The organism is Streptomyces sp. NPDC058373, from assembly GCF_042723275.1.
GTDB lineage: Bacteria > Actinomycetota > Actinomycetes > Streptomycetales > Streptomycetaceae > Streptomyces.
Genome location: NZ_JBHXJE010000001.1, coordinates 246,808 through 272,492 on the forward strand (window position 1 = coordinate 246,808; position 25,685 = coordinate 272,492).

The window sequence follows — 25,685 nt, forward strand, 5'->3', positions numbered from 1 at the left end:
GCCAACCTGCGATAACCCGGTCTTATATTTCTCGCCAACCCCCGGCCAGTTCCTGGTGGTTGTGGGCATTTGGCGTGCTTGGGGCCACTGGCGGGGCGGGCGGTGCGCTTCTAGCCTCGGGCCATGGAGCTTGAGGTGAGACACCTCCGCGCGCTCTGCGCCATCGCCGACACCGGCAGCGTGCGCCGTGCCGCGCGTGAACTCGGCGTGAGCCAGCCCGCGCTCACCACGCAACTGCGCCGCATCGAGCAGAGCCTCGGCGCCGAACTCTTCCACCGGGGCCACGACGGCTGCCGCCCGACCCTGCTGGGCCGCACCGTACTCTCCCGCGCCCGTACGGTGGTCGACTCGATGGCGGTGCTGGTCGAGGAGGCCCGCGCGGAGGCGGCCGCGCTCGGCCGCCCGGGGCCCCGGCTGCGGATCGGCTCCACCGCGAGCCGGATCGTCGGCGACTGGCTGCGCAGGCTGCGGGCGCGGATGCCCGGGACCGACATCACCCTCCAGGTCGACGTCTCGGCCACCGTGCTGCTCCGCTCACTGCGCGCCGGACGGCTCGACCTCGCCTTCGTCCACGAGGTGGAGGGCAGTCCGCTGCGCGTCCCGGACGGGCTGGTGCAGCACACCCTGCTGGAGCGCGAGCCGCAGTTCATCTCGCTGGCCCCGGACCACCCGGCCGCCGCCCGCCCGGTGGTCGACCTCGCCGACCTCGCCCACGACCGGTGGATGGTCGACCCGTCGGTGGACGGCGAGTGGGACGGCGTACGCCGCGTCCTGGCCGCCGCCGGGATCGACCCGCCGGTCCTGCACGGCGACTACCTCACGACCGCCTCCCTGGTGGCGCTCGGCGAGGCCGTCGCCCCCTGCCAGCCCACCTCGGGCCCCCGCGACGACATGGTCATCCGCCCGCTCCGCGACGACCCGCTCGCTGTCCGCCTCCTCCTGGCCACCCCGCCCCGCTGCCCGGCCGCCGGCCCCGCCTACGAGGAACTGACCGCCGCCTACCGCGCGGCGGCCCTGCGAGCGGGCCCGTACCGGAAGTGGCTGGAGGGGGCGCCGGAGCTGCTGGCGGCGCCGGAGTTGAGCCACTGACGGCGCACCGGCGGGGCTCAGCGCCCGCCGGGGAGGCCGAGCCGCTGTTGGTCGTGGACGAGGCCGCGTACCTGTCCGGCCATGGTGCCCATGCCGAGCATCAGCTCCAGCGCGGTGCTGGCCAGCTGCTCCATCGAGACGGTCTCGGCCACCAAGGAGAGCATGACGTGCCGCATCTCGCCCTTGAAGACGTCGATGAGCGAGAGCTCCGGTGCCAGATGGCGCACGGAGCCCTCGATGTTGGCGAAGGCCTTCCCGAGTACGGCGACCGAGGGGCTGGTCCGGATGCCGCGCTTGGTGGAACAGGTCAGGATGCGGGTGAGGGTGACGCCGAAGTTGAGTTCCTCCAGGCTGGCCTCGGCGATCTGCGGCACCAGGACGGCCATGTCGGAGGCGAAGGCGCCGGTCTGCGCCCAGGGGGTGGCGTGGCCCAGCTCCACCCACGCCTTGGCCAGGCCGTGGCCGTCGTTCCGCGCCAGGGCCAGGAGGATCAGCATGAGCAGCATGCCGGTGCGCCGGTCGGTGCGCCCCACCATGCCCCAGTCGATCAGGGTCGCCTTCTCCCCCGGGGCGGCGAAGACGTTGCCGGGATGCAGGTCGGCGTGGAAGAAGCGGTCGACGAAGAACCCGCGGAAGACGAAGGCCAGCAGATCCTTCCCGATGGCCAGCCGCTCGTCCGCGTCGAAGGCGTCGTGCTCGGCGTGGCGGATCGACCGGCCCGGCGCGAGGCTCTGGACCAGGACCCGGGGGGTGGCCAGCAGGACCTCGGGCACCGCCAGGTGCTCGAAGGGGGCGGCGAGCCCGGTCGCCTGCCGCATGTTCCGTGCCTCGACGGTGAAGTCCAGTTCCGGCCGCATGGCGTCGAAGAGGACTTCGAGCATGGCCTCGATGTCGATCACGGCGGTGAAGCGGGGCGCCAGCCGTCCGCCGACACGTGCCGTCCGGCGCAGGATCGACATGTCCTGGGCCACCGTGTCGCGGACGCCCGGGCGCTGGATCTTGACCACCGCGGCCCGCCCGTCCGCCAGCGTGGCACGGTAGACCTGGGCGAGGGAGGCCGCCCCCAGTGGCTGTTCGGTGTCGATGTCCCGCACCTTGTCGGCCCACCGGGCGCCGAGTTCCGCCCGCAGGACGGGTTCCAGTGCGGAGAAGGGCAGCACCGCGGCACCGTCGTGCAGCTTCTCCAGCTCCGGGATCACGTACTCCGGCACGATGTCGGGGCGCGTGGAGAGGATCTGGCCGACCTTCATGTAGAAGGGGCCGAGCTGCTCGAAGGCCCGCCGCAGGCTCTGGGCACGCTCCCTCCTGCGGTCCGCCTGCTCGTCGAGGGGCCCCTGGTGCGTCCGGTGGCGGTCGCGCAGGGCTCTGGACCATTCGTCGGCCGCTAGCTGCCGCACCACCCGGGACACCTGACTCAGACGGCCGCTGCTCACCATGAGGACCGCCTCGACGATAGACAGAGCGAAGACGTACGGACAGGGCGAGCGTCAGGGGCGCCGTGACTCCCGACCGCCGCCGGCGCCACGCGCGTCCGACGCCTCTCGCAACGACTCCACGGCGTTGCTGAGTTCGGCCCTCAGCGCATCGACGGTCTCCCGCAGCTCAGCCTGCGTGTCCGCCTCGCCCCTCCCGCTCTGGCGGGGAAGGCCCCGTGCGGCCTGGCGCGGACGCCGGTCCTCGCGGTCGCGCTCGTCCTCGTCGTCGTACCGGCGCCCCCGCCCCCGGCCCCAGCGGTCCTCGTCCCACCGCCGGCGGCCGTCGTCCTCACGCTGCCGCCAGGGTTCGTCGTCCTCGCGGTACCGCCACCAGCCGTCGTCCTCACGGTGCCGCCAGTGACCGTCCCTCCGCCTTTCCCGTCCGCGGTCCCACCGCTTCTCCCGCTCGCCGTAGTCGATGATGTCGTCGAACGCCTCTTTGAGATCGTCCGTGATACCACCGAGAAGGTCCCGGAAGGTGTCACTCGTACTCTTGGCCATTTCCCTCTTCCTTTTCGTTTTCCTTTTCGAACCCTTTGGCTCGCCGGCCGGCCGGGACAAAGGGCCGCACGGCCGTCGGCCGGGCGCGGGTGTCGGCCGGGCGCGGATGTCGGCCAGGCGGTGGTTCGCCCCTCACCGGCCGCCGGAGCGGTCGGCGATGCGGCGGGGATCACCGCTCGACGGGCCCCAGGTGGAGGACGCAGCCGTCGCGCAGCCCCAGCCAGATGCTGCGGCCGCGGCCCGGCCCGTCGAGCATGTACCGGCCGTACCGGAGGTCCGGGCCGTCGGCGCGGACGGTGACCCAGACGTTCTCCAACAGCCAGTCGTCCTCCTCCACCTGCGCGTTGATGCGGAGGTAGAGGGGGTACCTGTCGAGGTCGTCGAGGGTCAGCCGGGGGACGGCGGGGTCGTTGGTGGAGGGATGGGTGACGGTGCTGCCGCGCCCCAGGCGGAAGACGTTCACCTCGCCGCGGCGGAAGTCGTCCTCGCCGTGGTTGTCCAGCAGGAACTCGCGCCCCCCGAGGCCCAGGTAGACCAGGGCGTCGGTGCCCGCACCCGGCTGGTCGCCGGTCACCGATTCGACGGTGATTTCCTCGATGTCAGCCATATCAGTCCTCACTTCCACCCCGGGACCGCGACTGCACAGACGACTCCGGGATTGTTTTCGTGGATGACGTTTGCAGCATTCCCGCGCCCTTGCACAGGAAATCCGGAACAAGAGACATTTCTGCCCGAAGGCCGAAATTAATTCCCTCGCAAGAGAGCACCCCGGAAAAGCGGGAATCCCGCGGCCCATCCCGCGCCCCCGCCGCCTCCCACGTCTCTTTCGGACGTCGTCCCTGTCCGCCCCGCAGGAGGCCGGGGCCTGTCACCGGACCCGTTCGACCAGGTAGCGCGCCAGCGCCCTGAGCTCCGCCTCGGCCCCGGGAGCCGGCGAGAGAGAGGCCAGCGCCGCCTGCGCACGTTCGAGAGCCGCCCGGCTCTCGTCGAGCACGAGGGCGGGGCCGCCGGCGTCGCCGAGCAGGTCGATCGCCCGCCTCACCCGCTCGTCGTCGAGGCTCCCCTCGCTCTCCAGCAGCTCGGCCAGCCGGCGCGCGTGCCCGCCGCCTCTCTCCAGGGCCCTGATCACGGGCAGCGACTTCTTGCGCCGGCGCAGGTCGCTGCCGACGGGCTTCCCCGTCCGGGCGGGGTCGCCCCAGACACCCAGCGCGTCATCGGTGATCTGGAAGGCGAGGCCCAGCTCCCGGCCGACCGCGTCGAAGCTCCTGACCTGCTGCGGGGTGCCCCCGGCCAGCAGGGCGCCGACGGCGGCCGAGAAGCCGAGGAGCGCGCCGGTCTTGTTCACCACCATGGACCGGTACTGCGCGGCCGTCACCGCGTCGGGTCCCCGCCAGGGACGCTCCTCGAAGGCCAGGTCCTCGGTCTGCCCGTCCATGAGCGCGCGCAGGCAGTCGCTCAGCAGGCGCAGGGCCTGCGGCGAGTGCGGCCCGGTGGAGTGGGCCGCGGTGTCGACGGCGAGGGTCAGCAGCACGTCCCCGGTCAGGACCGCCGGGCCCGTACCGTACGTCTTCCAGACCGTCGGCCGGTGGCGCCGGAGTTCGTCGTGGTCCATGACGTCGTCGTGGACGAGGCTGAACGCGTGGACGAGTTCCGCCGTCACCGCACCGGGCACGGCGTCCCGGGCGCACCCACCGACGGCTTCGGCGGCCAGCACCGCGAGGACTTGGCGGACCCCCTTCCCCGCGCCCGAACTGCCCCGCGGATACGGGATCCCCTCGGCGCCGCACCAGCCGAAGGAGTAGCGGACCATCAGGCCGGTCCGCGGATGGAGTTGGTCGACGACCGAGCGCAGCGCCGGGCGGACCAGGCGACGGCACCGGTCCAGGACGTCGTCGACACCGCCGTCTTGGACCGTGGACAGGGAAGCCATGCGTTCCTCCTTCGTCTCGGTGCACAGGAGCAGGACGGGCCGGCCGCTCGGGGGAAGGGCGCAGACCGCCTCCTCCCTCCGAGGCCGGTGCCGTCCACCGGCCGCCCGGTATTCGGCTCCCCCTTCCCGCCGGGCCGCGGCCCGCGGCGGGGCACTACACGAGGTCGTCCCACCACCAGGCGACCGACGGCGCGGGGACCGGCCCTCTGGTGCTGTCGCTCGGCGCGTCCACGCAGACCGGCAGCGCTCTCTCCGCACCCGTGGGTCCCGCGTCCGGCGCGCGGTACCGCGGCACCCGGAGCGCCCACTCGACGTTGCCCCGGATGCCGTCGCACAGCCCCAGCAGGTACGTCCTCAGTTCGAGGCTCGCCCGCGCGCTCACCTGCTCGTGCAGCACCAGGAAACGCGTCAGGACGCGATCGCGCAGACCGGTCGCGGCCGTGACGGCTTCCTGCGCCGACAGGTCCGAGTCGTGCGCCAGGACGTTGTAGACGTTGATGTCCTGTCCCTCGCCGATCTCCCTGAGCAGGGAGTGCCGGTCGTTGTCGAGCGCGGCGACCATGATGGCCATCTCGGTCAGCGCGCGCACCGCCGGCCGGTGCATCTCCGCGGCGGGCACCTCCACCCCGAGAGCCAACTCCACCATGGCGAAAGTGGGTTCGCCGCCCGAGGAGAGGAGCCTCATGGCCAGGTACTCGTCGAGCGAGGGCATGCGGCCGAGCGCACGGCTGCCGATCTGCCAGGAGACTCCGGAGAGCCACGCGCGCTGCGCCGCGGCGAACCGGCTGAACTGCGTGGCCGTCCCCAGGCTCCGGAAGCGGTCGGCGATGTCCTGGAGCGGCGGCACGTAGCGCTCGGTCGTGTCGCGGACCGACGGCGCCTCCAGGGCCCGCTGCACCCGGCCGGCCAGCGCGTTGAACTCAGCGGGCCGCGTGCTCAGCGCCCCCTCGTCGCACCGCGCGTCGTCGAAGGCGAAGCCCCAGTACACCCACAACGCGGTCGCCAGCAGACGGTCGTCCTCGGCCGAGGGGACGAACCGCCCGTAGAAATCGACACTGCGGGAGCCGACGGCCCGCTGGTACTCGGCATCGGTCGCGCACATCCCGCAGGTGCGGAGCCATTCCACGGCGCGCTGCTCGACGAGCAGGGCGCGGGGGTGGGGGCGCGATTCCAGTGGACAGTAGAAGGGCGGCGGTTCGGTGACGACCAAGGTCTCGATCACGGACAGTCCTTCCCGCGAGCCGTGCGTGCTCGCCCTCCGAGGCTGACATCCGCCCGGTCCGCGGGACGAGACCCTGATGGGCTAACCCACCCGAACCAGTGACATATATGGCTACATCACCTGTTGATCGTGTCTGCGCCCGCCGTTCGAGCCGGAGTCTTCACGCGCCGCACCCGAGAAACCCGGACCGCGCGGCCGGGCCGACCGTACGTCCACTCCTCAGTACCCCCGCCCCACCCGCACCGCCAGCTCCGGCGCCTCCCCCGCCCGCAGGGCGTCCCAGCAGGATCGGAAGTCGGCGGTGATGTCGTTGTCGGCGGTGATCCCGGCCGAGTGGGAGGTGAGGGTGGTGCGGGGCAGCTCCCAGACGGGGTGGCCGGGTGCCGGGGGCTCATCGGCCAGCACGTCGAGGACGGCGCCGGCCACGTGCCCGGCGGTGAGGGCGCGGGAGAGGGCGGGGAGGCTGACGGTGCCGCCGCGGCCGACGTTGAGGAAGGTGGCGCCGCGCAGCGCCGACAGGCGGGCGTCGCCGAAGAACTCCCGGGTGGCCTCGGTCAGCGGCAGCGCGTCCACCACGAACCGGGCCTGCCCGAGCCGTTCCCCGTCCTCCTCGGCGGTGATCCGCTCGTCGAACGGGCCGCCGGGCGCGTGGGTACCGCGTCCCACGCCGACCGTCCGCACCCCCACCGCGCGCAGCGCCCCGGCGACGGCGGTGCCGATGCGGCCGGTGCCGTAGACCAAGGCGGTCTGTCCGGCGGCGAGTTCGGAGGGCTCACGGCACCAGGTGCGGGCGGCGGTGCGGGCGAGGTGGCCGGGGACGCCCTGGCAGTCGGCGAGGACCCAGGCCAGCGTGTACTGGCCGATGCGCTCGCCCATCCGGCCCACGGTGCGGGTCAGCAGCACCCCGGTGGGCCAGCCGCCGTCGACCAGGGCGTCGACGCCCGCGTTGACGCTGTGGAACCAGCGGACCCGGGGGTCGCCGCGCAGCGCGGGCGGCAGGGCGGCGCCGACCAGGATCAGCGGGGCGTCCTCGGCCCCCAAGGCTCCGGTGAGCCGCCCTTCGGCGTCGTGGACGAGGACCGGACGGCCGGTGAGCGCGGCCAGGTCCTCGGCGACGGCGGGGGCGGTGCCGGGGCCGACGACGAGGGCGGCGCGGTCCAGCAGGTCGGCGGGGAGGGGGGCGGGCGGCATGGGTGTGACTCCTCGGCGGGGGGCGGGTGCGCGGGTTGGCGCGGCGGGTGTCAGCGGGTGCGCCCGCCGCCGGGCGCGGGCGACGTTCCCGAGGATGGTGCCTGGTCGAGGTCGAGAGGTCGGGTGCCGGTGCGCATGCGGTGGATGGTCCCACCCGGCGCCGGCGGCGGGGCGACGGGGGGGCCGCCCCCGTCGCCCTCTGACCGCCCCCCTGTCGGCGCGTCAGGCGGAGGTGGTGTCGATGCCGGGTTCGACGCGCTTGAGGTGGATCTGCTTCCCGTACTCGTCGCCGGGCCAGACGTGGTCCACCTCTCCCTGCCCGCCTTCGAGGCGGGGGCTGGAGAACTGGTGGCGGACCTTGCCCCGGGGGTTGACGGCCACGTACGCCTGCTCCACGGCCCAAGCGGGTTCCGAGCCCACGGGCTCGAAGCGGATGCAGACCGGGTAGCCCGCGCGTGGTCGGCGCGGCTCGGGCGCGTCGTCATGTGCGTTTGAGGGGGCCGGGATGGGGACCATCAAGGAATGACCTGGCAGGCCGGGCCCCTCAGGGCCGGGGCGCCGGTCCGGTCCCCGGGCTGAGGGCGGGCGCCGCGCTCGAGCGCCGACGGGTCCCGGCCGGCATGACGGGCAGGGCAAGTCACCTCCACGCGCCCGCCGTACGGCGCTGCCCCGGCCCGCGCTGAGCGGCACCGGCCACTCCGCCAGGCGGGGGTTCCTCGGGGCGGGGCGGGCGGGGTGGGGCGGTGGTCAGCGGCTGGCGCGCAGGGCGACGGGGCGGCTGAAGGGGTTGCCGCTCTGCATGACCGAGAGGTGGCCGACGGCGACGATGCGGTCGGTGCCGGGGACGGCGGCGGTCTCGGCGAGCCAGAGCTGCTGGCGGGCGCCCTTCCGGACCTCGCCGCCGGTGGGGAGACGGGGGCGCTTCAGCTTGTAGCAGGGGCCGTCGGCGGCCTGGTACCAGTGGCCGTCGTAAAGGGTGCCGGTGTCGCCGTCCACCAGCAGCGGGGTACGGCTGCCGCACTCGCCGTCCTGGGCGGGCAGGTCGCGCCAGCGCTTGCCGTCCCAGCGGAGGCGGAGCTGCTCGTCGGCGGGCTCGTCCTCCATCTCCCCGTGGTTGAAGGAGTGCCGGCCGAACGCGTAGACCTCGTCCGGCGCGACGGCGAGGACGGTGCCGAGGGCGGCGCCCGCCTCGGGCGGGACCGGGTCCGCGAACCGCCGCAGCGGGGTGTCGACGGTGTGCCAGCGGGTGCCGTCGTAGTGGAGGGCGGCGGTCTGGGTGAGTTCCTGCCCGTCGCCGCCGATGCCGGGGCCCTTCGAGCGGTGTCCGACGGCCCACAGGTCGTCGCCGGAGGTGCCGTCGAGGGCGGCGGCGGCGGTGGGCAGCAGGGTGGTGGTCCAGCGGGAGCCGTCCCAGTGGGCGACCTGCGAGCGGTCGTCGGTGGTGATGTTCCCCTCGCCGTCGTCCTGGTCGGGCAGTCGGGGGTCCTGGAGGACGGTCACGTCGTCGGTGCCGAAGGCGGCCAGGTCGAGCAGGTCGCCGTCGGGCGGCGCGGTGACGGTGGACCAGCGGCCGTCCCGCCACTGGGCGATGGACGGCGGGTCGCCCTGCTCGGCACCCGCGCCGACGGCCCACAGGGCGTCGGGCCCCACGGCGTCCAGCCGCGGCGGATAGGGCGCGTCGGCGAGCGCCTCGGGCAGGGCCTGACGGCGCCAGCCGTCGCCGGTGTCGCGCAGCAGATGGTGGCCGGTGGCCTCGCCGTTCCTCTTGTCGAAGCCGACGGCCCACAGGTCGTCGGGCCCGAGCGCGGCCAGGTCGGTCAGCTCGCCGTCCTGGTCGCCGACGTGGTCCAGGCGCCAGCCGGTCGGGACGCCTTCGGGAGGCGTGGAGCCCTTGGCCCGCTCCGGTGCGTCGTCGCTGCCGCCGGCGCCTGTTCCGCAGCCGGTCAGTACCAGCGTGAGTGCGGTGAGGGCTCCCGCGAGAGCGGTGCGGCGCGCCATGGTCCCCTCCCCCGGGCGGGCCGGGGTGGTCCGCCTCAACTGGCGGGCAGCGTACCTCTGGTGGAGTTCTGCGGCGGCAGGACGGGCTCGGCCGAACCGCCCTCGCGGCCGAAGGGGAAGTCGCGGAGCTTGCGCCAGACGCCGTCCGGGCCCTGCTCGTAGAGGGCGAACCCGGTGCAGGTCCAGCTCGCCTCGAACTCCTTCAGCGCCTCGTACGCCTCGTCCATCGCCTCCTCGGCGATGCCGTGCGCGATGGTCACGTGCGGGTGGTACGGGAACTGCAGCTCGCGGGCGATGGGCCCCGAGGCGTCCCTGACCTGCTTCTGGAGCCAGGTGCAGGCGTCGGCGCCGGCGGCGACGCGGACGAAGACGACCGGGGAGAGCGGGCGGAAGGTGCCGGTGCCGCTGAGCCGCATCGCGAAGGGCCGCCCGGTGGCGGCGACCTCGTCGAGGTGCTGCTCGATGGCGGGCACCATGGCCGCGTCCACCTCGGTCGGCGGGACCAGCGTGACGTGCGTGGGGATGCCGTAGGCCGCGGTGTCGCCGAAGCCGGCGCGCCGCTCCTGGAGGAGGCTGCCGTGCGGCTCCGGGACCGCGAGCGAAACGCCGAGCGTTACGGTCCCCACGTCGTACTCCTGTCCTTCGAAGGTGGCGGTGCCGTCCTCTGCCGGACGGCACCACCTTCGGGTGCGGGCGCGCCCGCCGGGTCCGGGCCGCCGCGCCGGTGGGCGGCGGCCGGGGCCCTTCAGTGCTTGGCGGGCACCAGGCCGAGCTGGTCGTAGGTCTGCGCCAGGGTCTCGGCGGCGACGGCGCGGGCCTTCTCGGCGCCCTCGGCCAGGATCGCGTCCAGCGTCTCCGGATCGTCCAGGTACGCCTGGGTGCGCTCGCGGAACGGCGTGACGAAGTCGACCATGACCTCGGCGAGGTCCGTCTTCAGCGCACCGTAGCCCTTGCCGGTGTACTTCTCCTCCAGTTCGGCGATTGTCTCGCCGGTGAGAGTGGAGAGGATCGACAGGAGGTTGCTGACGCCGGCCTTCTCGGCGCGGTCGAAGCGGATCTCCGTACCGGTGTCGGTCACGGCGCTCTTGATCTTCTTCGCGGTCGCCTTGGGCTCGTCGAGGAGGTTGATCAGGCCCTTGGGGTTGGCGGCCGACTTGCTCATCTTGGCCGTCGGGTCCTGGAGGTCGTAGATCTTCGCCGTCTCCTTCAGGATGTACGCGTCGGGGACGGTGAACGTCTCGCCGTACGTCCCGTTGAACCGCTCGGCGAGCGTGCGGGTCAGCTCCAAATGCTGGCGCTGGTCCTCGCCGACGGGGACCTGGTCGGCCCGGTAGAGCAGGATGTCGGCGACCATCAGCATCGGGTAGGTGAAGAGACCGACGGTGGTGCGGTCGTTGCCCTGCTTGGCGGACTTGTCCTTGAACTGGGTCATCCGCGAGGCCTCGCCGAAGCCGGTGAGGCAGTTCATCACCCAGCCGAGCTGCGCGTGCTCGGGCACGTGGCTCTGGACGAAGAGGGTGCACCGCTCGGGGTCGAGCCCGGCGGCGAGGAGCTGGGCGGCGGCGAGCCGGGTGTTGGCGCGCAGCTCGGCCGGGTCCTGCGGGATCGTGATCGCGTGCAGGTCCACCACCATGTAGAAGGCGTCGTGGGTCTCCTGGAGCGCCACCCACTGGCGCACCGCGCCGAGGTAGTTGCCGAGATGGAACGAGCCTGCGGTGGGCTGGATTCCGGAGAGCACGCGAGGACGATCAGAAGCCATGAGCCCATTGTCTCAGGTCCGCGCGGCCGCCCGGAATCGGACCCGTCATACCCCCGGGGGCACGACGGGCGCACGGCTCACGGAACGGGGCGCGCGTCCGGACGCGGGTGAGCCCCGCGCGGCGGGTCGCCGTGCGGGGCTCATGCCGCCCTTCGGGGGCGGGGATCCCGTTCACCGCCTCGGGGACACCGGGCGGGACGCCGTCAGGCACTGGTCACCATCGGTACCAGCGGCCGCGCTTGCCGCCCGCGCCGGCGGAGCGGAAGACGAAGCCCAGGATCCACACGATCAGGACGATCGCGGCGATCCACCACAGGATGTCGAGGGCGAATCCACCACCGAAAAGAAGAGCGACGAGCAGCAGAACAAGAAGAAGGGGAACCATTCTGATCAACCTCCGGATTATCCGTTTTCCCGGTCGAGAGCTCATGTGCCCCGGATCACCGAACAGATTCCCGACACATTCCTCACAGATCGGCAAAGGGCGGGAAGCGGGAGTGGGGAGCCGGTGACGGGGCGATCGGACCGGGCGGAAAAGCGCACACCCGGACGCTTCTTCAGCACCCGCCCGCAGCCCAACGCATACGCGCGTGAGCACGCGTACGGCTACGGGCCGGTGACGCGGCCCCGACGGAAGTGGGCCGCCGATTTCGGCGCGGACGTTTGCGGCCCCGCTCGGGGGTCAGGCGCCCCCGCAGAGATCCTCAAGACCTCTCGCGAAGGAGTGGAAGACACCATGGACGAGAAGCACGCGAGGAACGAGAAGGGCCGCAGCCGCGTCGAGCAGGCCAAGGGCAAGGCCAAGGAGACCCTGGGCCGCGCCGTCGGCAACGAGCGGCTGGCCGCCGAAGGCCGGGCCGAGCAGTCCAAGGGCGACCTGAGGCAGGCGAAGGAAAAGGGCAAGGATGCCTTCCGCGACTGATCGCCGGGGTCGCGCGATGCGGCGCCGGGGCGGGCTCGCCGCCCGCCTCCTGCCGGGTCGGCTGCTGACCGGCCAGGCGGGCGCCCCCGCGCTCCGGCCCGGTGGGCCGGCCTCCCCGGCGGCCTCCGACCCGAGGGTCTCCCGACCCAGACGGCCACGCCCCGGCGGACGGCTGCGCCGGGCCGCACAGCGGCTCCGCGGCCTGACGGCCGGGGCTTCCCGACGCGGCTGACACCGCCCGGCCCGGGCGCGCCGCCCGGCGACCGCACCGTCCCGGGGCCACGCCGCCCCGGCGCACGGCGGACCCGACGGCCGCTCCCCGGCCTCAGACCGGCGCGTGGGCCCCGCCCCCTACTCCCCCTCCCGGCGGGGCCCACCGCGCCTCCCCTTCTTCCGGTCCACGGTTTCCGGTCCGGCTTTCCCGTTCCGCGTTTCAGGACCGGGCCCGGTCCTGTTTCCGGTACCGGCTTTTCCGGCGGGTGAGCGGTTCGACGGGCCGGGTGACGCGACAGCCACCGAGCGGGGTGGCAGGATTTCCGATCCTGCCACCCCGCTTTTGGTGTGCGATGCGAGCCGCGTGCGCGGCGGGGCATGATCGCGAAAACCCGACGCACACGTCGTTTTCTCACCGAAGAGGAAAATGGCGCATAGGCGCATATCTTTTGTCGCCGGCAGATCCCTGAAATGCGACTCAGGACGCAAACCGGTGTCCCGGCATGTCGCCTTTCCGCGCACATCCGCCGAGAGCACACCTCGCACACCCCGCACGTCCGCACCGACAAAACCGACCATCACCCTTACGGCGACCCCACCCCGACCCGCTCCCTTTCCGTTTCTTCACGCCCGCCGGGGCAAACCGCTCGCCACGAATGCGTCATCGGGGGCACGCGAGGCGCACCGCCAGGCGCGGCGGGGCCTCCGGCAGCGAAGTGGTCTCCGCCGGGGCGCGCACGGGCTTCTCGCCTTCGCCAACGCCAAGCGGCGCGAGTCCGACGCGCCTCCCGGCGCCCGCGGCGGCCGCTACGGGCGTTCGACCCGGCAAGCGTCCCCGGCCCGGCGGCGGCAGGCGGTCGACGCCTTCCTGGCCGACACGCGCGGCGGCGGCTTCATCGCGCTGGTCTCCCTGTTCGTCCCGGACGCCGTCCTGCGCGCCGACGCGCGCATGGCGTCGGCTCCGGAGCGGGTCACCGTGCACGGCGCCGAGCGGTGGCGCGGGCGGCGACGGCCGCCGTGGACCGGGCCGTTTCACCGGGCCGGAGCGGCGGCCCGCCTGGAGATCGCGGTGGCCCAACCGGCGCCGGGGGCCTGGTCCGGACGTACGGACGCGCGCGGGCGCCTCCGGCCGGCGGGCCGGGGGCGGCCGGGGGACGCGCGGTCCGGGTCAGGGCTTGGGCACGGCGCAGCCCGAGCGGGTGAGGTCGATCTCGCTGCGGGGGCCGATGCACGGGACCAGGGTGTAGGTCTGCTGGCCGTAGTTGACGCCCTCGCGGACGGTCACCTCACCGTTCTCGTCCACCTCGCACGGGTTGTTGTCGGTGCACTCGCCACCGCTCTCGTTACCCGTGTTGTTGACGGCGACGACCTTGCCGGTGGCGTCGTCGATCACCGGGGAGCCGGAGGTGCCGCCGATGGTCTCGCAGGCGCCGGTGTAGCGGACCGAGTCCTTCCAGGTCCACTCCCCCTCCTTGAGCTGGTGGGCGAAGCCGTCGATGTCGCAGCTGTACGTCCGCTTCCAGTAGCCGGAGGCGACGGTGATCGCGGTCCCCTCGGTGGGCCGGGCGGCGTCGAGTTCCAGCGCCTCGATGCCGTAGGAGCTCTCGATCTCGGCGTAGCTCTCGCCGAGTTGGTAGAGGGAGACGTCGGTGTCGGTCATCGTGCCGTACGCCAGCTTGGCGGCGCTCAGGGTGCCGACGCCGTTGCCCGCGCCGTCGAGCAGGGTGAAGGTGCGCGAGGAGGGCCGGTCGACGAGGACCTCGCCGGGCGCGGGGAACCCGGTCTCCAGACAGTGACCGTTGGAGAGGACCAGCGCGGGGTCGTCGGCCTGCGAGGACGGGGTCCGGACGACGGAGCCGGAGCAGTTGCTGAGGGCGACCGTGCCGGCCAGGTCGACGGCGGCGGGCGCCGGCGCCGGGGCGGGCGCGGCGACAGCGGGGGCGGCGGAGGCGCCGAGCAGGGCGGCGGCGAGCACCGCTCCGGCGAGGGGTTTCTTCATGTGGGGGACCCTCTCTGAGACCCGTGCCGGACAGGTGGGGGGCGCGGCACGGGAGCGGGGTGACGAATTGACATGCGCATTGTTGGCGCCCGCCCCCGCCCGGGCAAGGGGCCTTTTCCAGCCATCCTCGCCGCCACGCTCCCGGCGCGCGCCCCGGCGCCGACCGCCCTCCCCGCGCTGCCGCGGGTCTCCCCCGCGCCCCCTTCCCTCCCCACCCGGCCCGATTAGGCTGGCCGTTCATGAGCCCCAGCGAGATCACCCGAACCGAGTGCCGCCAGTGCGGCACCGAGATCTTCGGCGTGAACGGCCGCTACTCCTGCGCCGTCTGCGGCTGGGTCAACCCCTGGTACGAAGGCCACGGGGAGCTTCCCAGCGCCGAGGACGACCCCGACCGGAAGGGCGCCGACTGACGGCGTGGGCCCGCGCGGCCGGCGAGGGGAACCGTTCCCTCACCCCTTGCCGCGCGGGCCGCTCCGCCGTCGCCCCAGCCCTTCCGCGGCTCACTCCTCGTCGGGCAGCTCCAGCACCACCGTCCACACGTCACCCACCGACGGCACCTTCATGCTGCGCGTCTCCGCCATCAGCACATAGACCACGCCCCCGCTGCTGTCGACGCGGTAGGCGTGGGTGCGGGCGCCCTCCTCGTGGACGGCCTCGATCCCGAACCCCTTGGCCGCCACCGTCTCCAGCAGCTCCTTGGCGTTGACCCGGTTCTCGACGGTACCGAAGTACGAGGCGAGCACCTGCGGCACGATGCCGACGCCGAACCGGCCGAGGCGGTACGCCTGGATCTCGATGCCCGTGGCGTGCCAGCCGGTGTCGTACTGCTCGAAGATGATCTCGACCAGGCCGTAGTCGCGGCGCAGCCGCCCGCGGCTGAGGCCGTCGGTGTACTCGTAGCCCATGCACCGGTCCCAGACCGCCATGGAGTCGCCGAGACCGGCACCCCTGATGCGGCCCTCGATCAGTACCTCGGCACAGAAATCCAGCGCGCTCATATCTCTCCTGCCGCTCCTCGCCGTTCACCGGCCATGTCGACTTCCCTTTTCGCGCCGTCCCGGCGACCGCACGCCCTGGTGAGCACAGCGACCACCGCACAACTTCTCCAACGCCCCGGTCGCGCACGGGCAACGGGTCGCCGCGGCGCGGAATTTCGCCGGATAACCGGGCAGGCGCGGACGAGTCGGGGCGCCGGGCAGGTCACGGTTGGGCAAAGGCGGCCGCGCGCCGGTTCGCGGCGGGCGCGCCGACCGCCTCGCCGGGCGCGGCCGGGTTTCCGGGCGCGGGCCGCGAGCGACGATAGAAAGGGGGCCGCCACCCCGGCCTCACCCGCAGGACGAACGGAGATCCCGTGTCTCGTACGCACTCCTCCCCCGCTCCCGGCTCCGCGACCGCCGAGGCCATCGACGCCGCCGACGCGCACAGCGCGCACAACTACCATCCGCTGCCGGTCGTGGTGGCGAGCGCCGAGGGCGCCTGGATGACCGATGTCGAGGGCAAGCGGTACCTGGACCTGCTCGCCGGGTACTCCGCGCTCAACTTCGGCCACGGCAACCCCCGCCTGCTGGCCGCCGCCAAGGCCCAGCTGGACCGGGTGACGCTCACCTCGCGCGCCTTCTTCCACGACCGCTTCGCCGCCTTCTGCGAGGAGCTGGCCGCGCTCTGCGGCAAGGAGATGGTGCTGCCGATGAACACCGGCGCGGAGGCCGTCGAGGCGGCGGTGAAGACCGCCCGCAAGTGGGGCTACCGGGTCAAGGGCGTCCCCGACGGCGCCGCCCGCATCGTCGTCGCCTCCGGCAACTTCCACGGCCGGACGACCACCGTCGTCAGCTTCTCCTCCGACGAGGAGGCCCGCGCCGACTACGGCCCGTACACCCCGGGCTTCGACATCGTCCCGTACGGCGATGCCGAGGCCCTGGAGGCCGCCCTCACCGACGACACGGTGGCCGTGCTGCTGGAGCCGATCCAGGGCGAGGCGGGCGTGCTGGTGCCGCCCGCCGGCTATCTGCGCCGGGTCCGCGAGCTGACCGGCGAGCGGAACATCCTCTTCATCGCCGACGAGATCCAGTCCGGACTGGGCCGCACCGGCAAGACCTTCGCCTGCGAGCACGAGGGCGTCGTCCCCGACCTGTACCTGCTGGGCAAGGCGCTGGGCGGCGGCGTCGTCCCCGTCTCGGCGGTGGTCGGCGGCAGCGACGTCCTCGGCGTCTTCCGCCCCGGCGAGCACGGCTCCACCTTCGGCGGCAACCCGCTGGCCTGCGCCGTGGCCCTGGAGGTCGTCGCGATGCTCCGCACCGGCGAGTACCAGGCCCGCGCCACCGAACTGGGCACCCGTCTCCACAACGCCCTCGCCGACCTCGTTAAGGCCGACGGCCCGGTCCGCGCCGTCCGCGGCCGCGGTCTCTGGGCCGGCATCGACATCGACCCCGCCGTCGGCACCGGCCGCGAAATCTCCGAACGCCTCATGGACCGAGGCGTCCTGGTCAAGGACACCCACGGCTCGACCATCCGCATCGCCCCGCCGCTGGTGATCTCGGCCGAGGACCTTGACTGGGGGGTCGGGGAGCTGCGGGGGGTGCTGGGGATGGCGTAGGGGGCACTCAAGAGGGGGTGGCACCGGCACGGTCCCGCCCCCTCCGCCGCAGTCCGGACTACCAGCCGCCCCCGAACAGCGGTTGCAGGGTCGCGGCGACGCCCGACGTCACGGCCAGTACGCCGCCCAGCGTGGCCAGTACGGTGTTCGTCCGCTGGAACAACTCCCGCCGGAGCCTGCCCCACTGGGCCCGCCAGAAGAGCATCTTGAACTTCTGCCAGCGGTGCTGCCGGAGATGGCAACCCATGAGTGCCCCGTAGCAGTTGTTCCGGCACGACAGCCCGTTGCGCACCTCGGCACCGCAGACCAAGGGCACGTTGAAGAAGCAGTAGAAGGCACTGGCCCCCGACAACAGCAACAACGTCACCGGTCCGAAGCTGAGCGTCATCCACCCCAGGACCAGCACGGCGAGGACGACCCAGCCCCAGTACTTGCGAAAATCCTTCATGCGGCCAAGCTTCGGCACGGCCACCCCGCCACGGGACGGCGTGGAACCGGCGCATCAAGGTGTGCCGTATCGCGTGGGAGCGCGCGACGGGACGGGCAAGCCCCCTAAGGGGTGCCCGCCAGCTCCTTCACGTACCGCCGCCCCGCCGTCCCGTTCCGCAGGACCGTCTCCCCCGTCACCGTGAAGCCGGCGCGGGTCAGCACGGTGTGGGAGGCGAGGTTGTCCAGGTTTGCCTGGGCGCGGAGGGAGGTGAGGGTGTAGGTGGTGGCGGCCAGGTGGCAGACGGCCTGGGCGGCCTCGGTGGCGAGGCCGTGGCCGGTGGCCGACTCGGCCATGCGGAAGCCGAGTTCGGCCTGGCCGTCGGTGATGTCCATCAGGTTGAAGCGGCCCAGGATCGTGGTGCGGTCGTCGGCGACCAGGACGTGGAAGTGGTCGGTGCCCTCGTCCTGGTAGCTGAGGAGAGCACGGTGGCGGGCGGGGAAGTAGGCGAAGTAGGCGTCGCCCCGGTCGCTGATGGTGCGGGCGAACCAGGCGCGGTTCTCGCGTTCGAAGGCGAGGAGCGCGGGGGCGTGGTCGGCGCGCAGGCGCTGGAGTTCGGGCACCGGGGCCCTCTCGTGGGGGAGGCGGTCAGAGGATGACGTGCGGGAGGAAGCGGGCGTAGCCGTCGGTGACGGGTCCGGCCGATTCGCGGATGCCGAGGCCCGCCGCCTCGTCGGCGACGACCCAGGCGCCGAGGACGACGTGGTTGGTGGGGCTGGGGGCGCCCGGGGCCGGGGTCGACAGGTCGGGGAGGAGGGCGAGCTGCTGGTAGCAGCTGGGCCCGGGGGCGGGCACGGGCGCCTCGCCGGGCTGGTGGAGGGTGACCCCGGCGCCCTCGCGGCCGAGCAGGGGCTTGGTGACGTACCCGGTGGTGGTGGCGAGTTCGCGCGGGCCGTCGAGGTAGGACGGGAGGAGGTTGGGGTGGCCGGGGTAGAGCTCCCAGAGGATGGCGAGGAGGGCCTTGTTGGAGAGGAGCATCTTCCAGGCGGGCTCGATCCAGAGGGTGGAGCCGGTGCCACCACCGTTGTCCAGGGTGTCCAGGACGTGCGGGCCGAAGTCGTCGGTGGCCAGCCATTCCCACGGGTACAGCTTGAAGCAGCTGCGGATGAAGCGGAGCCGCTGGTCCACGAAGCGGTGCGAGAGGCTGTCCCAGCCGATGTCCTCGACGGCTATCGCCTCGGTCGCGAGCCCGGCCTGGATCGCCGTCTCGCGGAGGTAGGCGACGGTCATCAGGTCCTCGCCGCACTCGTCGTCGATGGTGTGCGCGAAGTGCACGGGGCTGCCCGGCGGCAGCAGCGCGGCCTGGGCGCGCCAGGCGTCGACCAGCCGTTCGTGCAGGGAGTTCCACTGGTCGGCGCCGGGGAAGCGCTCCTCCATCCAGAACCACTGGGCGCTGGCCGCCTCCACCAGCGAGGTGGGGGTGTCGGCGTTGTACTCCAGCATCTTGGCGGGCGCCCCCGACCCGTCGTACCAGAGGTCGAACCGCCCGTAGAGCGACGGCAGTTCGGCCTTCCGGTGCCAGGCCTCGGTGACGAGGGAGGCGAGGCGCGGGTCGGTGATGCCGAGGTCGGCGAAGCGGTCCTTCTCGACGATGTGCGCGGCGGTGGCCAGGCACATCGCGTGCAGCTCCTCGACCACCTCCTCCAGCGCCTCGACCTCCGGCAGGCTGAAGGAGTAGTAGGCGCTCTCGTCCCAGTAGGGACGCAGCGAGTCGTCGGGGTAGCGGGTCAGCGGGTAGATGACGCCCTGGGCCTCGACGGTCTCCTGCCAGCCGGGGCGCGGCTCGATGGTGTGGCGCTGCATGGTGGTGGTCCGTCCTGTACGCGGGCGGCGCGGCCCGCACGGGCAGGGATACGGGCCCGGGCGCGGGTGTGGCGGGCCGCGCCCGGGCGTGCTCGGTGGTGCGGCGGGACGGGCGCCCGCCCCAAAGGCTCCGGCGCGGTCGCCCGAGGGGGCGGTCAGCCGCCGCCGCTGCCCTTGCCCGAGCAGCCGAAGCCGCCGGAGCTCACCGAGCTCTTGTTGAACGACCCGTCGCTGGCGTACCCGCTCTTGCTGTCGCCGCCGTAGTACCACCCGGCGTTGCTCCCCCGGTCGCTGCCGTAACGCCCGCTCCCGGAACCCCCGCCGGACGAGCCGGTCCCCCCGGTGGAACCCGAGGAACCGTTCCGGCACTGGCTGGAGTCGACCACCTTGTAACCGCCGGTGTACGAGTAGCTGTCGCGGTCCACGCAGCGGCGGTCGGGCTCGGAGCCGCAGGCGGCGAGGGCGGCGGCGAGCACGCCCATCGACCCCAGCGCGACGGTGCTGGAACGCACCCGGCGGCGGCCCGCCTTCCTCTTCCGGTCGCCCGGACTCCCCTCGCCCGTACCGGACTTCTCCCCCGGCGCGGAGTGGGTGAGGCGGACCGGCGCGGGACGCTCCCCGGCGACCGGCCCGCCCTGCGGCGCCGGGCCGCTGCCCGGGCCTGCGGCCGGCCGGGCCACGGGCGCGTCCAGTGCCCTGACGGCGGGCACAGTGATGTTCTCGGCCATGCTTGTCTCAGCTCCCCGTTCGTCTCCCCTGCGGCCCCGCCCAGGACACGCGTCCTCCCCTGCGGCCGACGGCCCTTTTCAGCCGCCGCCCTGGCGGAGCGCCTACCGGACCCGGCCCCGCCCCGGCGGTGCCGTCCGGCCAACGGCGCCCTGACGGGGGCGTCCTGACCGGGTCTCGCCTTTATGCGCAGCCTACGTCGCCGCTCTCAGAAGGGACCCCGCAGGAGGGCGCATGGTTCCGCCATGGCCGGAAACTGGCGGTGGGATGGCCGCCCGGTGGCCCCGGGGCGCATGCAGCTCGGGCGGGACGGCTGGGATTCGCCTCCGCCGTACGCGCCCCGTCGTGAGGGTGCGCACGGCGCGGGCGCGGAGAGGGTCAGGTGGTGGCGGTCAGGGCCTGGTCCGCCCGGGCCAGGACGGTGCGGAGGACCCTGGCGGCGGTTTCCAGCTCGTCGGCGGGGAGATCACCCCAAAGGGCGTCAGTGAAGCGGGCGTTGGCTGCCGAGACACGGTCGTGGAACGCGCTGCCCGCACCGGTCGCCCCGTATCCCTCGTACGTCCCGTCCTCGCCGGCGCCGACGAGCCCGGCCTCCTCCAGCGCCGCCAGGCACTCCCCGGCCGCCGCCTCCCCACTCCGCAGGACGCCCGCCACCCGGGCGGCGAGCCGGGCCCGGTCGGGCGCGGGGCCGCCCAGCACCGTCAGCCGCAGCGCCACCCACTGCCGCTCGGACAGCCCCGTACCGGCCAACTGCCGTTCCAAAAAGGCGTTGAGGGACTTCTCCACCCGCCCGACGAGCTGCGGGCCGAAGGGAAGGGGTGCGTCGGTCATGGCGGAACTCCTCGCTGACGGCCCTGCCGGTCCGGGCACCCGGACCGTGAGCCATCATGACACCCAGTCTCGTTCGAGAGCCAGTACCGAACGAGCCGGAATCACCTCCGGGTCCGAGCATCACCCGCTCCCTAAGCTGTCCCCATGCCACCCTCCCCGCCCCCCGCCGACGACCGCTCGCTCCCCCTGCGCGAACGCAAGCGCCTGCGCACCCGACGGACGCTCGCCGCGACCGCCCTGCGGATGTTCACCGAAGGCGGCTTCGACGCGACGACCCTGGAGGCGCTGACCGCCGAGGCCGAGGTCTCCCGCAGTACGTTCTTCCGCGCGTTCCCCGCCAAGGAGGCGGTGGCAATCGAGGCGGAGGCGGAGATGTGGCGGGCCTTCGAGGCCGCGCTGGCGGACCGCGCCCTGTCCGGGCTGGTCCTCACCGGACTGCGCGACACCCTCACCGAGGCGACCGCCGCGCTGCCGCCCGACTGGGACGAGCGGTACGTCGCCACCCGCCGCCTGGTCCTCACCGCCCCGGCCCTGCTCGCCTACGTGGAACACCACCGCACCGGCGTCGAGAAGCGGGTGGCCGCCGCGCTCACCGAACGGCTCGCCCTCGACCAGGACGACCTCCGCCCGGAGGTCCTCGCCGAGTTGGCCACCACCGCGTGGAGCGTCGCGGCGCGCGGCTGGGTCGGGCAGGACGGCGCGGGCGGGCGCGAGGTGCTGCTCACCCGGCTGCGCGACGCCTTCGCCGCCATCCCGGCCGGGCTGCACCTGACAGCGGACCCGCCGCAGGGCCGACCCGGGCTTTCCGGAACGCCCAGAGGTGTCCGTGAAGTCCCCTAGGGGAGGCACCGGCAGAGCGTTTCGAGGGCGCTCTGCCAGGCGTGGTCCGGCGGCCGCCCGTACCCGATGACCAGGCCGTCCGGCGCCCGCCCGGCCGAGCCGCCCGCCTCCGGGTGCCGGAACCAGGAGAGCCCCTGCACCCCCAGCCCGTGCCAGGCCGCGGCCCGCAGCACCTCGCTCTCGGTGCCGGGCGGCAGCAGCAGCACCGCGTGCAGGCCCGCCGCGATGCCGCCGACCCGCACCGAGGGGGCGCGCCGGGCGAGGGTGGCCACCAGTTCGTCGCGGCGGCGCCGGTAGCGGAGCCGCATCAGGCGGACCTGCCGGTCGTACGCCCCGGAGGCCAGGAACTCGGCGAGCGTCAACTGGTCCGGCGCGCCGCAGCTGTCGGCGTACCCCTTGGCCGCCAGCACCTCGTCCACCAGGCCCGGCGGCAGCACCATCCAACCGAGCCGCAGGCCGGGGGCGAGCGCCTTGCTGGCGGTACCGAGGTAGGCGACCCGGTCCGGGGCGAGCCCTTGCAGGGCGCCGACCGGCCGCCGGTCGTGCCGGAACTCGCCGTCGTAGTCGTCCTCCAGGATCAGCCCGCCGGTCCGCCGCGCCCAGTCCACGACGGCCGCCCGCCGCGCCGGGGAGAGCGTGCCGCCCATGGGGAACTGGTGGGTCGGCGTCAGCAACGCCGCCCGCTCCGCACCGAGCCCGGCCGGATCGGTCCCGTCCGCGTCGAACGGCAGCGGGACCGTCCCCACCCCTGCCGCCCCCAACCACTCCCGGTGGAAGCCGAGCCCGTACGTCTCCACGGCGACGGCGGTACGCCCCGAACGGCCGGAGCGCGCCGCCAGCGCCTCCGTCACCAACTTGAGCCCGTGCGCCACCCCCGCGCAGACCACGATCCGCTCCGGGTCCGCGACGACCCCCCGGACCCGCGCGAGGTACTCGGCGAGAGCCGCCCGCAGCTCCGGCCGCCCGCGCGGATCGCCGTACCCGAACGCCTCGTTGGGCGCGTCGGTCAGGGCCCGCCGGGCCGCCTTCACCCAGGCCGCACGCGGGAAGGCCGAGAGGTCCGGGGTGCCTGGCGTCAGGTCGTGCGCCGGCCCCGCCCGCTCGGGCACCCTCGGCGACCGCTTTCGGCGCGGCGCCGACGAGGCCGGGCCCGCCTGCTCGGCGACCCGCGTCCCGGAACCCTGCCGCGCCGTGAGGTGCCCCTCCGCGACGAGATCGGCGTACGCGTCGGCGACGGTGTTCCGGGCGATCCCGAGATCGGCGGCGAGCGTACGGGACGAGGGCAGCCGCGTACCGGGGGCGAGGCGGCCCGACCGCACGGCCTCCCGCAGCGCGTCGGTGAGCCCTTTTCGCAGCCCCGGTCCGGCCGGCTCCAGATGAAGGTCGATCCCAAAATTGGCCCATGATTCCGTCACGGAAATGGACCATACTCCTGGGCTGCCCCGCTCCTAAGCTCGCAGACAGGAAGCACGAAGAAGGACAGACGGAGCAGAACGGGGACACCACCATGACCACCGCGAACACGACCACGACCACGGACGCGGCCGCCACGAACCCCTCCGACGAGAAGGCGGTCGCCTACCTGCCGGAGCACACCCCCCGCCTCTCCCTCGCGGAGCTGGCCCCCGAGGTCTACCGGGCGATGGCCCGCGCGGACGCCGCGGCCCGCGAGGGCGTGGATCCGGTCATCGGCGAACTGGTCAAGATCCGCGCCTCCCAGATCAACCGCTGCGCCTTCTGCCTCGACATGCACACCAAGGACGCCCTCGCGATGGGCGAGTCCGTCGAGCGCATCATCCAGCTCAGCGCGTGGGAGGAGTCGAAGCACTACTACACGGCCAAGGAGATCGCCGCGATCGAACTGACCGAGGCCATCACCGTCCTCACCGACGGCTTCGTCCCCGACGAGGTCTACGCCAAGGCCGCCGAACACTTCGACGAGAAGGAACTGGCCCACCTGATCGCCGCGATCACCGTCATCAACGCCTGGAACCGGCTCTCGGTCGCCTCGCGCAACGTGCCGGGGCATTACGTGCCTGGGTCGCTGGGGCACTGAGCTGGGGGGGGCCGCACCGGGGGTACTGAGGCGATGGGGATCGGGGGCCCTGGGCCGGGGTCCCCGCGTGCGGGGCTGCCCCGCCGCCCTGCCGCGGCCCCCTACACCCCCGGCAACGTCCGGTGCCGGGTGAGCTGTTCGCGAGTGGGCACCCAGTGCTGTCCGCATCGGGGGCAGTACCAGCGCCAGTTGTCGGGGGTGTTGCGGAGGTAGGTCGTGTCTTTCCAGAGGCGGCCGTGGACGCCGGTGCGGCATGCCCGGTCGGGGCACGCCGGAGGGGCCGGGGCCGGGGCCGGGGGCACCGGGGCGGGGTGAGGGCGGCTGGTGAGGGGCAACGGGGCCTCCGCGACGCGGTTGGGGGTCGGGAGAGTGAAACGCGGCGGCGGAGGACGGGGCACGGATCAGATACGAGGTACACCCGTTCGCGTGATGTTCCGCGGAGAGGCGCGACCTGACCCTGCCCCTGTGGGACATCGACCACGCGCTCCTCGCGACCCGCGGCGTCGGCCGCGAGACGGCAGACGGAGCCGGCACAAGACAACCCGGGGACTCATCGAGTCAGACGGGGCTGAACTGCCCGACGCGATCAAGGCGGTACGGGCCGGACTCGTGGCCGCGCGACAGGACCGGGACGGCTCTCCAGCGCGCTCCGTACTCCGGCCTGGCGACCGTGGCCGGCGCCTCCCTCAGGCGAGCCGGGCGCGCAGGCAGGCGAGGACCACGCCCATCGGCGCGAGCACCAGGGGCAGGAGCACGAGTGCCACCGCGACCGGGGTGATGATGACGAGGACGCCGGTGACCCACACGTTGTCGTCGGTGGTGGCCAGCATGAGCAGTCCCGCCCAGTGCGCCACGTACGTGCCGAGCCACTTCAGCACCGCGAAGGCGGCGGCGACCGCGGCCGTGCCCAGCAGGCAGATCCCGGTGGTGCGCAGCCGTGCCGTACGGGTCAGCGTCCAGGAACGGCGCATCGCGGCCGTCGCCGAGCAGTTGTCCGCCACCCGTACGGCGGTGGCCGGTGCGAAGCGGGCGAGGAGGACGAGCCCGAGTCCCCAGATCACGACGGGCAGGACCCGTCCCACCAGGATGAACTGCACGGTCGCCGGGTCGTGGTAGGTGGGCCACACCACCCCGGGCACCCACTCCATGGCGACGGCGGCCAGGACGAACAGGCCAGCCAGTGCCGGGCCGAGGGCGCACACCAGGGTGAGCGACTGGACGCGGAAGGCGGCGCCCAGGTGCGGACGGGAGCGTCGCCACAGGGCGCGGAGGGTGAGCCTTCCGGGACCGGCGCCCGGGTCCGCGCCCGCCGCGTCGCGTTCCCGCGCGTGCGCCACGGCCACGGCCTGGGCGGTGAGCAGCCAGGCGATCAGGGCCATCGCGACGAGGAGCAGCAGGGGGTACACGCAGAACGCGACCTTGACGAGGCCGTCCCACTGGCCGGCGTACGCGACGTAGGACTCCTCGTAGTCGATGGAGCTCTCGGCGGATCGCCTGGCCTGGAGGAAGAGGCCCCACGACGCCGCGAACCCGCCGGCCACGATCGCGCCGCCGAGGACCAGCGCCGCCGCGACCGCCAGAGCGGCCGAGGCGAACACGGGGCGCCGGTCGCGGCGGGTGATCCGTAGCCCCTCGGCCATGACGGAGCCGGGGGCCCGGGTGTCCTCCGAGCCGCTCGCCAGGGCGGTGCCGTTCGGATGATCTTCCATGGTCACTGCGACGCCCGCGTCCGTGCGTCCGGTTCCGCAGGCGCCACCGACCGGGTCCCCGTGGAAACGGTCTCGCCGGTCAGCGCCCCGGCAGGTAGTACTCCGCTCCCCTTCCCCACCGCCGATCACGACGATGATCCGTGAGCCCGCCCGGCGATCCGGTGCGTCCGCCGGGGGTGGGGCCGGCTTAGGGGGTTTCTGACACGTCCTGTGCGGTGTCCGTGGTGTCCGTGGTGTCCGTGGTGTCCGGTGCGTGCTCTCGGTGTGCCGGGCGGAAGTCCTCGTACTGGGCGTACTCGGGCTTTCGTCCGGTGCGGCGAAGGGGGCACCTCCCTGCTCGA

26 protein-coding genes are annotated in these 25,685 nt (G+C 73.5%); 6 read left to right on the forward strand and 20 right to left on the reverse strand.

From position 1 onward, the window contains the following. Positions 1-135 precede the first annotated feature (135 nt). Positions 136-1,089 (forward strand): LysR family transcriptional regulator, encoded by a 954-nt coding sequence (locus ACFWMZ_RS01175; protein WP_383179155.1) that lies wholly within the window; start codon positions 136-138, stop codon positions 1,087-1,089. Positions 1,090-1,106: 17 nt separating this feature from the next. On the opposite strand, the gene ACFWMZ_RS01180 is transcribed toward ACFWMZ_RS01175, so the two are convergent. The 11 genes from ACFWMZ_RS01180 to ACFWMZ_RS01230 all read right to left on the reverse strand — a co-directional run bounded on the left by ACFWMZ_RS01180 (position 1,107) and on the right by ACFWMZ_RS01230 (position 11,550). Then, positions 1,107-2,489 carry an ABC1 kinase family protein gene (locus ACFWMZ_RS01180; protein ID WP_383179067.1) on the reverse strand — a complete coding sequence of 461 codons (1,383 nt, stop codon included), beginning with the start codon at positions 2,487-2,489 and terminating at the stop codon, positions 1,107-1,109. An 87-nt stretch (positions 2,490-2,576) separates the two neighbouring features. Continuing rightward, positions 2,577-3,065 (reverse strand): hypothetical protein, encoded by a 489-nt coding sequence (locus ACFWMZ_RS01185; RefSeq protein ID WP_383179064.1) that lies wholly within the window; start codon positions 3,063-3,065, stop codon positions 2,577-2,579. A gap of 169 nt (positions 3,066-3,234) precedes the next feature. Further along, positions 3,235-3,672 carry a hypothetical protein gene (locus ACFWMZ_RS01190; protein WP_383179061.1) on the reverse strand — a complete coding sequence of 146 codons (438 nt, stop codon included), beginning with the start codon at positions 3,670-3,672 and terminating at the stop codon, positions 3,235-3,237. A gap of 261 nt (positions 3,673-3,933) precedes the next feature. Continuing rightward, entirely contained in the window at positions 3,934-4,995 is a 1,062-nt protein-coding gene (locus tag ACFWMZ_RS01195) for a polyprenyl synthetase family protein (RefSeq protein WP_383179058.1), read from the reverse strand. Positions 4,996-5,149: 154 nt separating this feature from the next. After that, the gene (locus ACFWMZ_RS01200; RefSeq protein ID WP_383199012.1) at positions 5,150-6,217 is read right to left on the reverse strand and encodes a hypothetical protein; all 1,068 of its coding nucleotides are present in this window, start codon (positions 6,215-6,217) and stop codon (positions 5,150-5,152) included. Between the two features lie 219 nt (positions 6,218-6,436). Beyond that, positions 6,437-7,408: an NAD(P)-dependent oxidoreductase gene (locus ACFWMZ_RS01205; RefSeq protein WP_383199014.1), complete on the reverse strand. Its 972-nt coding sequence runs from the start codon at positions 7,406-7,408 to the stop codon at positions 6,437-6,439. 222 nt (positions 7,409-7,630) lie between these two features. After that, entirely contained in the window at positions 7,631-7,828 is a 198-nt protein-coding gene (locus tag ACFWMZ_RS01210) for a hypothetical protein (RefSeq protein WP_383199016.1), read from the reverse strand. A 327-nt stretch (positions 7,829-8,155) separates the two neighbouring features. After that, the gene (locus tag ACFWMZ_RS01215; RefSeq protein WP_383199018.1) at positions 8,156-9,406 is read right to left on the reverse strand and encodes a hypothetical protein; all 1,251 of its coding nucleotides are present in this window, start codon (positions 9,404-9,406) and stop codon (positions 8,156-8,158) included. Between the two features lie 35 nt (positions 9,407-9,441). Further along, entirely contained in the window at positions 9,442-10,032 is a 591-nt protein-coding gene (locus ACFWMZ_RS01220; RefSeq protein WP_383179042.1) for a 2'-5' RNA ligase family protein, read from the reverse strand. A gap of 119 nt (positions 10,033-10,151) precedes the next feature. Then, positions 10,152-11,165 carry a tryptophan--tRNA ligase gene (gene trpS, locus ACFWMZ_RS01225; protein WP_383179040.1) on the reverse strand — a complete coding sequence of 338 codons (1,014 nt, stop codon included), beginning with the start codon at positions 11,163-11,165 and terminating at the stop codon, positions 10,152-10,154. 214 nt (positions 11,166-11,379) lie between these two features. Then, positions 11,380-11,550 carry a hydrophobic protein gene (locus ACFWMZ_RS01230; protein WP_383179037.1) on the reverse strand — a complete coding sequence of 57 codons (171 nt, stop codon included), beginning with the start codon at positions 11,548-11,550 and terminating at the stop codon, positions 11,380-11,382. Positions 11,551-11,901: 351 nt separating this feature from the next. Between ACFWMZ_RS01230 and ACFWMZ_RS01235 the strand changes: the two genes are divergently transcribed. After that, on the forward strand, positions 11,902-12,087 hold the full coding sequence (locus ACFWMZ_RS01235; protein ID WP_383179034.1) for a CsbD family protein: 186 nt from the start codon (positions 11,902-11,904) through the stop codon (positions 12,085-12,087). Between the two features lie 1,381 nt (positions 12,088-13,468). Here ACFWMZ_RS01235 and ACFWMZ_RS01240 read toward each other — a convergent pair. After that, on the reverse strand, positions 13,469-14,299 hold the full coding sequence (locus ACFWMZ_RS01240) for a trypsin-like serine peptidase (RefSeq protein ID WP_383179031.1): 831 nt from the start codon (positions 14,297-14,299) through the stop codon (positions 13,469-13,471). Positions 14,300-14,538: 239 nt separating this feature from the next. On the opposite strand from ACFWMZ_RS01240, the gene ACFWMZ_RS01245 reads away from it, so the two are divergent. Further along, positions 14,539-14,709 carry a hypothetical protein gene (locus ACFWMZ_RS01245; protein WP_383179028.1) on the forward strand — a complete coding sequence of 57 codons (171 nt, stop codon included), beginning with the start codon at positions 14,539-14,541 and terminating at the stop codon, positions 14,707-14,709. 90 nt (positions 14,710-14,799) lie between these two features. Here the strand turns inward: ACFWMZ_RS01245 and ACFWMZ_RS01250 are convergent, their stop codons facing one another. Continuing rightward, positions 14,800-15,297 (reverse strand): hypothetical protein, encoded by a 498-nt coding sequence (locus ACFWMZ_RS01250; protein ID WP_383179025.1) that lies wholly within the window; start codon positions 15,295-15,297, stop codon positions 14,800-14,802. A gap of 353 nt (positions 15,298-15,650) precedes the next feature. On the opposite strand from ACFWMZ_RS01250, the gene rocD reads away from it, so the two are divergent. Continuing rightward, the gene (gene rocD, locus ACFWMZ_RS01255; RefSeq protein WP_383199020.1) at positions 15,651-16,892 is read left to right on the forward strand and encodes an ornithine--oxo-acid transaminase; all 1,242 of its coding nucleotides are present in this window, start codon (positions 15,651-15,653) and stop codon (positions 16,890-16,892) included. A gap of 58 nt (positions 16,893-16,950) precedes the next feature. Here the strand turns inward: rocD and ACFWMZ_RS01260 are convergent, their stop codons facing one another. From ACFWMZ_RS01260 to ACFWMZ_RS01280, 5 genes are all read right to left on the reverse strand, one after another. Then, positions 16,951-17,364 carry a hypothetical protein gene (locus tag ACFWMZ_RS01260; RefSeq protein WP_383179020.1) on the reverse strand — a complete coding sequence of 138 codons (414 nt, stop codon included), beginning with the start codon at positions 17,362-17,364 and terminating at the stop codon, positions 16,951-16,953. Between the two features lie 80 nt (positions 17,365-17,444). Then, positions 17,445-17,942: a GNAT family N-acetyltransferase gene (locus tag ACFWMZ_RS01265; RefSeq protein WP_383179017.1), complete on the reverse strand. Its 498-nt coding sequence runs from the start codon at positions 17,940-17,942 to the stop codon at positions 17,445-17,447. 25 nt (positions 17,943-17,967) lie between these two features. Beyond that, complete coding sequence (locus tag ACFWMZ_RS01270; RefSeq protein ID WP_383179014.1) at positions 17,968-19,182, reverse strand: glutathionylspermidine synthase family protein; 1,215 nt, start codon at positions 19,180-19,182, stop codon at positions 17,968-17,970. Positions 19,183-19,337: 155 nt separating this feature from the next. After that, entirely contained in the window at positions 19,338-19,910 is a 573-nt protein-coding gene (locus ACFWMZ_RS01275) for a hypothetical protein (protein WP_383179011.1), read from the reverse strand. Between the two features lie 376 nt (positions 19,911-20,286). Continuing rightward, complete coding sequence (locus ACFWMZ_RS01280) at positions 20,287-20,739, reverse strand: hypothetical protein (protein WP_383199022.1); 453 nt, start codon at positions 20,737-20,739, stop codon at positions 20,287-20,289. 144 nt (positions 20,740-20,883) lie between these two features. On the opposite strand from ACFWMZ_RS01280, the gene ACFWMZ_RS01285 reads away from it, so the two are divergent. Next, positions 20,884-21,579, forward strand: a complete 696-nt coding sequence (locus ACFWMZ_RS01285) for a TetR family transcriptional regulator (RefSeq protein WP_383179005.1) — start codon at positions 20,884-20,886, stop codon at positions 21,577-21,579. Here the strand turns inward: ACFWMZ_RS01285 and ACFWMZ_RS01290 are convergent. Then, positions 21,576-22,994, reverse strand: coding sequence for a PLP-dependent aminotransferase family protein (locus ACFWMZ_RS01290; protein ID WP_383179002.1), 1,419 nt, complete (start codon positions 22,992-22,994; stop codon positions 21,576-21,578). The two genes, ACFWMZ_RS01285 and ACFWMZ_RS01290, sit on opposite strands and share 4 nt — an antisense overlap. A 92-nt stretch (positions 22,995-23,086) precedes the next feature. On the opposite strand from ACFWMZ_RS01290, the gene ACFWMZ_RS01295 reads away from it, so the two are divergent. Continuing rightward, a complete protein-coding gene (locus ACFWMZ_RS01295; RefSeq protein ID WP_383178999.1) occupies positions 23,087-23,635 on the forward strand; it encodes a carboxymuconolactone decarboxylase family protein in 549 nt (182 codons plus the stop codon). A 686-nt stretch (positions 23,636-24,321) separates the two neighbouring features. On the opposite strand, the gene ACFWMZ_RS01300 is transcribed toward ACFWMZ_RS01295, so the two are convergent. Beyond that, complete coding sequence (locus ACFWMZ_RS01300) at positions 24,322-25,344, reverse strand: hypothetical protein (protein ID WP_383178996.1); 1,023 nt, start codon at positions 25,342-25,344, stop codon at positions 24,322-24,324. Positions 25,345-25,685 lie beyond the last annotated feature (341 nt).

Coding starts and splice junctions, on each gene's coding strand:
- ACFWMZ_RS01185 (WP_383179064.1), bottom strand. CDS start 3,065: ATGGCCAAGAGTACGAGTGACACCTTCCGGGACCTTCTCGGTGGTATC.
- ACFWMZ_RS01190 (WP_383179061.1), bottom strand. CDS start 3,672: ATGGCTGACATCGAGGAAATCACCGTCGAATCGGTGACCGGCGACCAG.
- ACFWMZ_RS01195 (WP_383179058.1), bottom strand. CDS start 4,995: ATGGCTTCCCTGTCCACGGTCCAAGACGGCGGTGTCGACGACGTCCTG.
- ACFWMZ_RS01205 (WP_383199014.1), bottom strand. CDS start 7,408: ATGCCGCCCGCCCCCCTCCCCGCCGACCTGCTGGACCGCGCCGCCCTC.
- ACFWMZ_RS01215 (WP_383199018.1), bottom strand. CDS start 9,406: ATGGCGCGCCGCACCGCTCTCGCGGGAGCCCTCACCGCACTCACGCTG.
- trpS (WP_383179040.1), bottom strand. CDS start 11,165: ATGGCTTCTGATCGTCCTCGCGTGCTCTCCGGAATCCAGCCCACCGCA.
- ACFWMZ_RS01230 (WP_383179037.1), bottom strand. CDS start 11,550: ATGGTTCCCCTTCTTCTTGTTCTGCTGCTCGTCGCTCTTCTTTTCGGT.
- ACFWMZ_RS01235 (WP_383179034.1), top strand. CDS start 11,902: ATGGACGAGAAGCACGCGAGGAACGAGAAGGGCCGCAGCCGCGTCGAG.
- ACFWMZ_RS01240 (WP_383179031.1), bottom strand. CDS start 14,299: ATGAAGAAACCCCTCGCCGGAGCGGTGCTCGCCGCCGCCCTGCTCGGC.
- ACFWMZ_RS01245 (WP_383179028.1), top strand. CDS start 14,539: ATGAGCCCCAGCGAGATCACCCGAACCGAGTGCCGCCAGTGCGGCACC.
- ACFWMZ_RS01250 (WP_383179025.1), bottom strand. CDS start 15,297: ATGAGCGCGCTGGATTTCTGTGCCGAGGTACTGATCGAGGGCCGCATC.
- ACFWMZ_RS01270 (WP_383179014.1), bottom strand. CDS start 19,182: ATGCAGCGCCACACCATCGAGCCGCGCCCCGGCTGGCAGGAGACCGTC.
- ACFWMZ_RS01275 (WP_383179011.1), bottom strand. CDS start 19,910: ATGGCCGAGAACATCACTGTGCCCGCCGTCAGGGCACTGGACGCGCCC.
- ACFWMZ_RS01280 (WP_383199022.1), bottom strand. CDS start 20,739: ATGACCGACGCACCCCTTCCCTTCGGCCCGCAGCTCGTCGGGCGGGTG.
- ACFWMZ_RS01285 (WP_383179005.1), top strand. CDS start 20,884: ATGCCACCCTCCCCGCCCCCCGCCGACGACCGCTCGCTCCCCCTGCGC.
- ACFWMZ_RS01295 (WP_383178999.1), top strand. CDS start 23,087: ATGACCACCGCGAACACGACCACGACCACGGACGCGGCCGCCACGAAC.
- ACFWMZ_RS01300 (WP_383178996.1), bottom strand. CDS start 25,344: ATGGAAGATCATCCGAACGGCACCGCCCTGGCGAGCGGCTCGGAGGAC.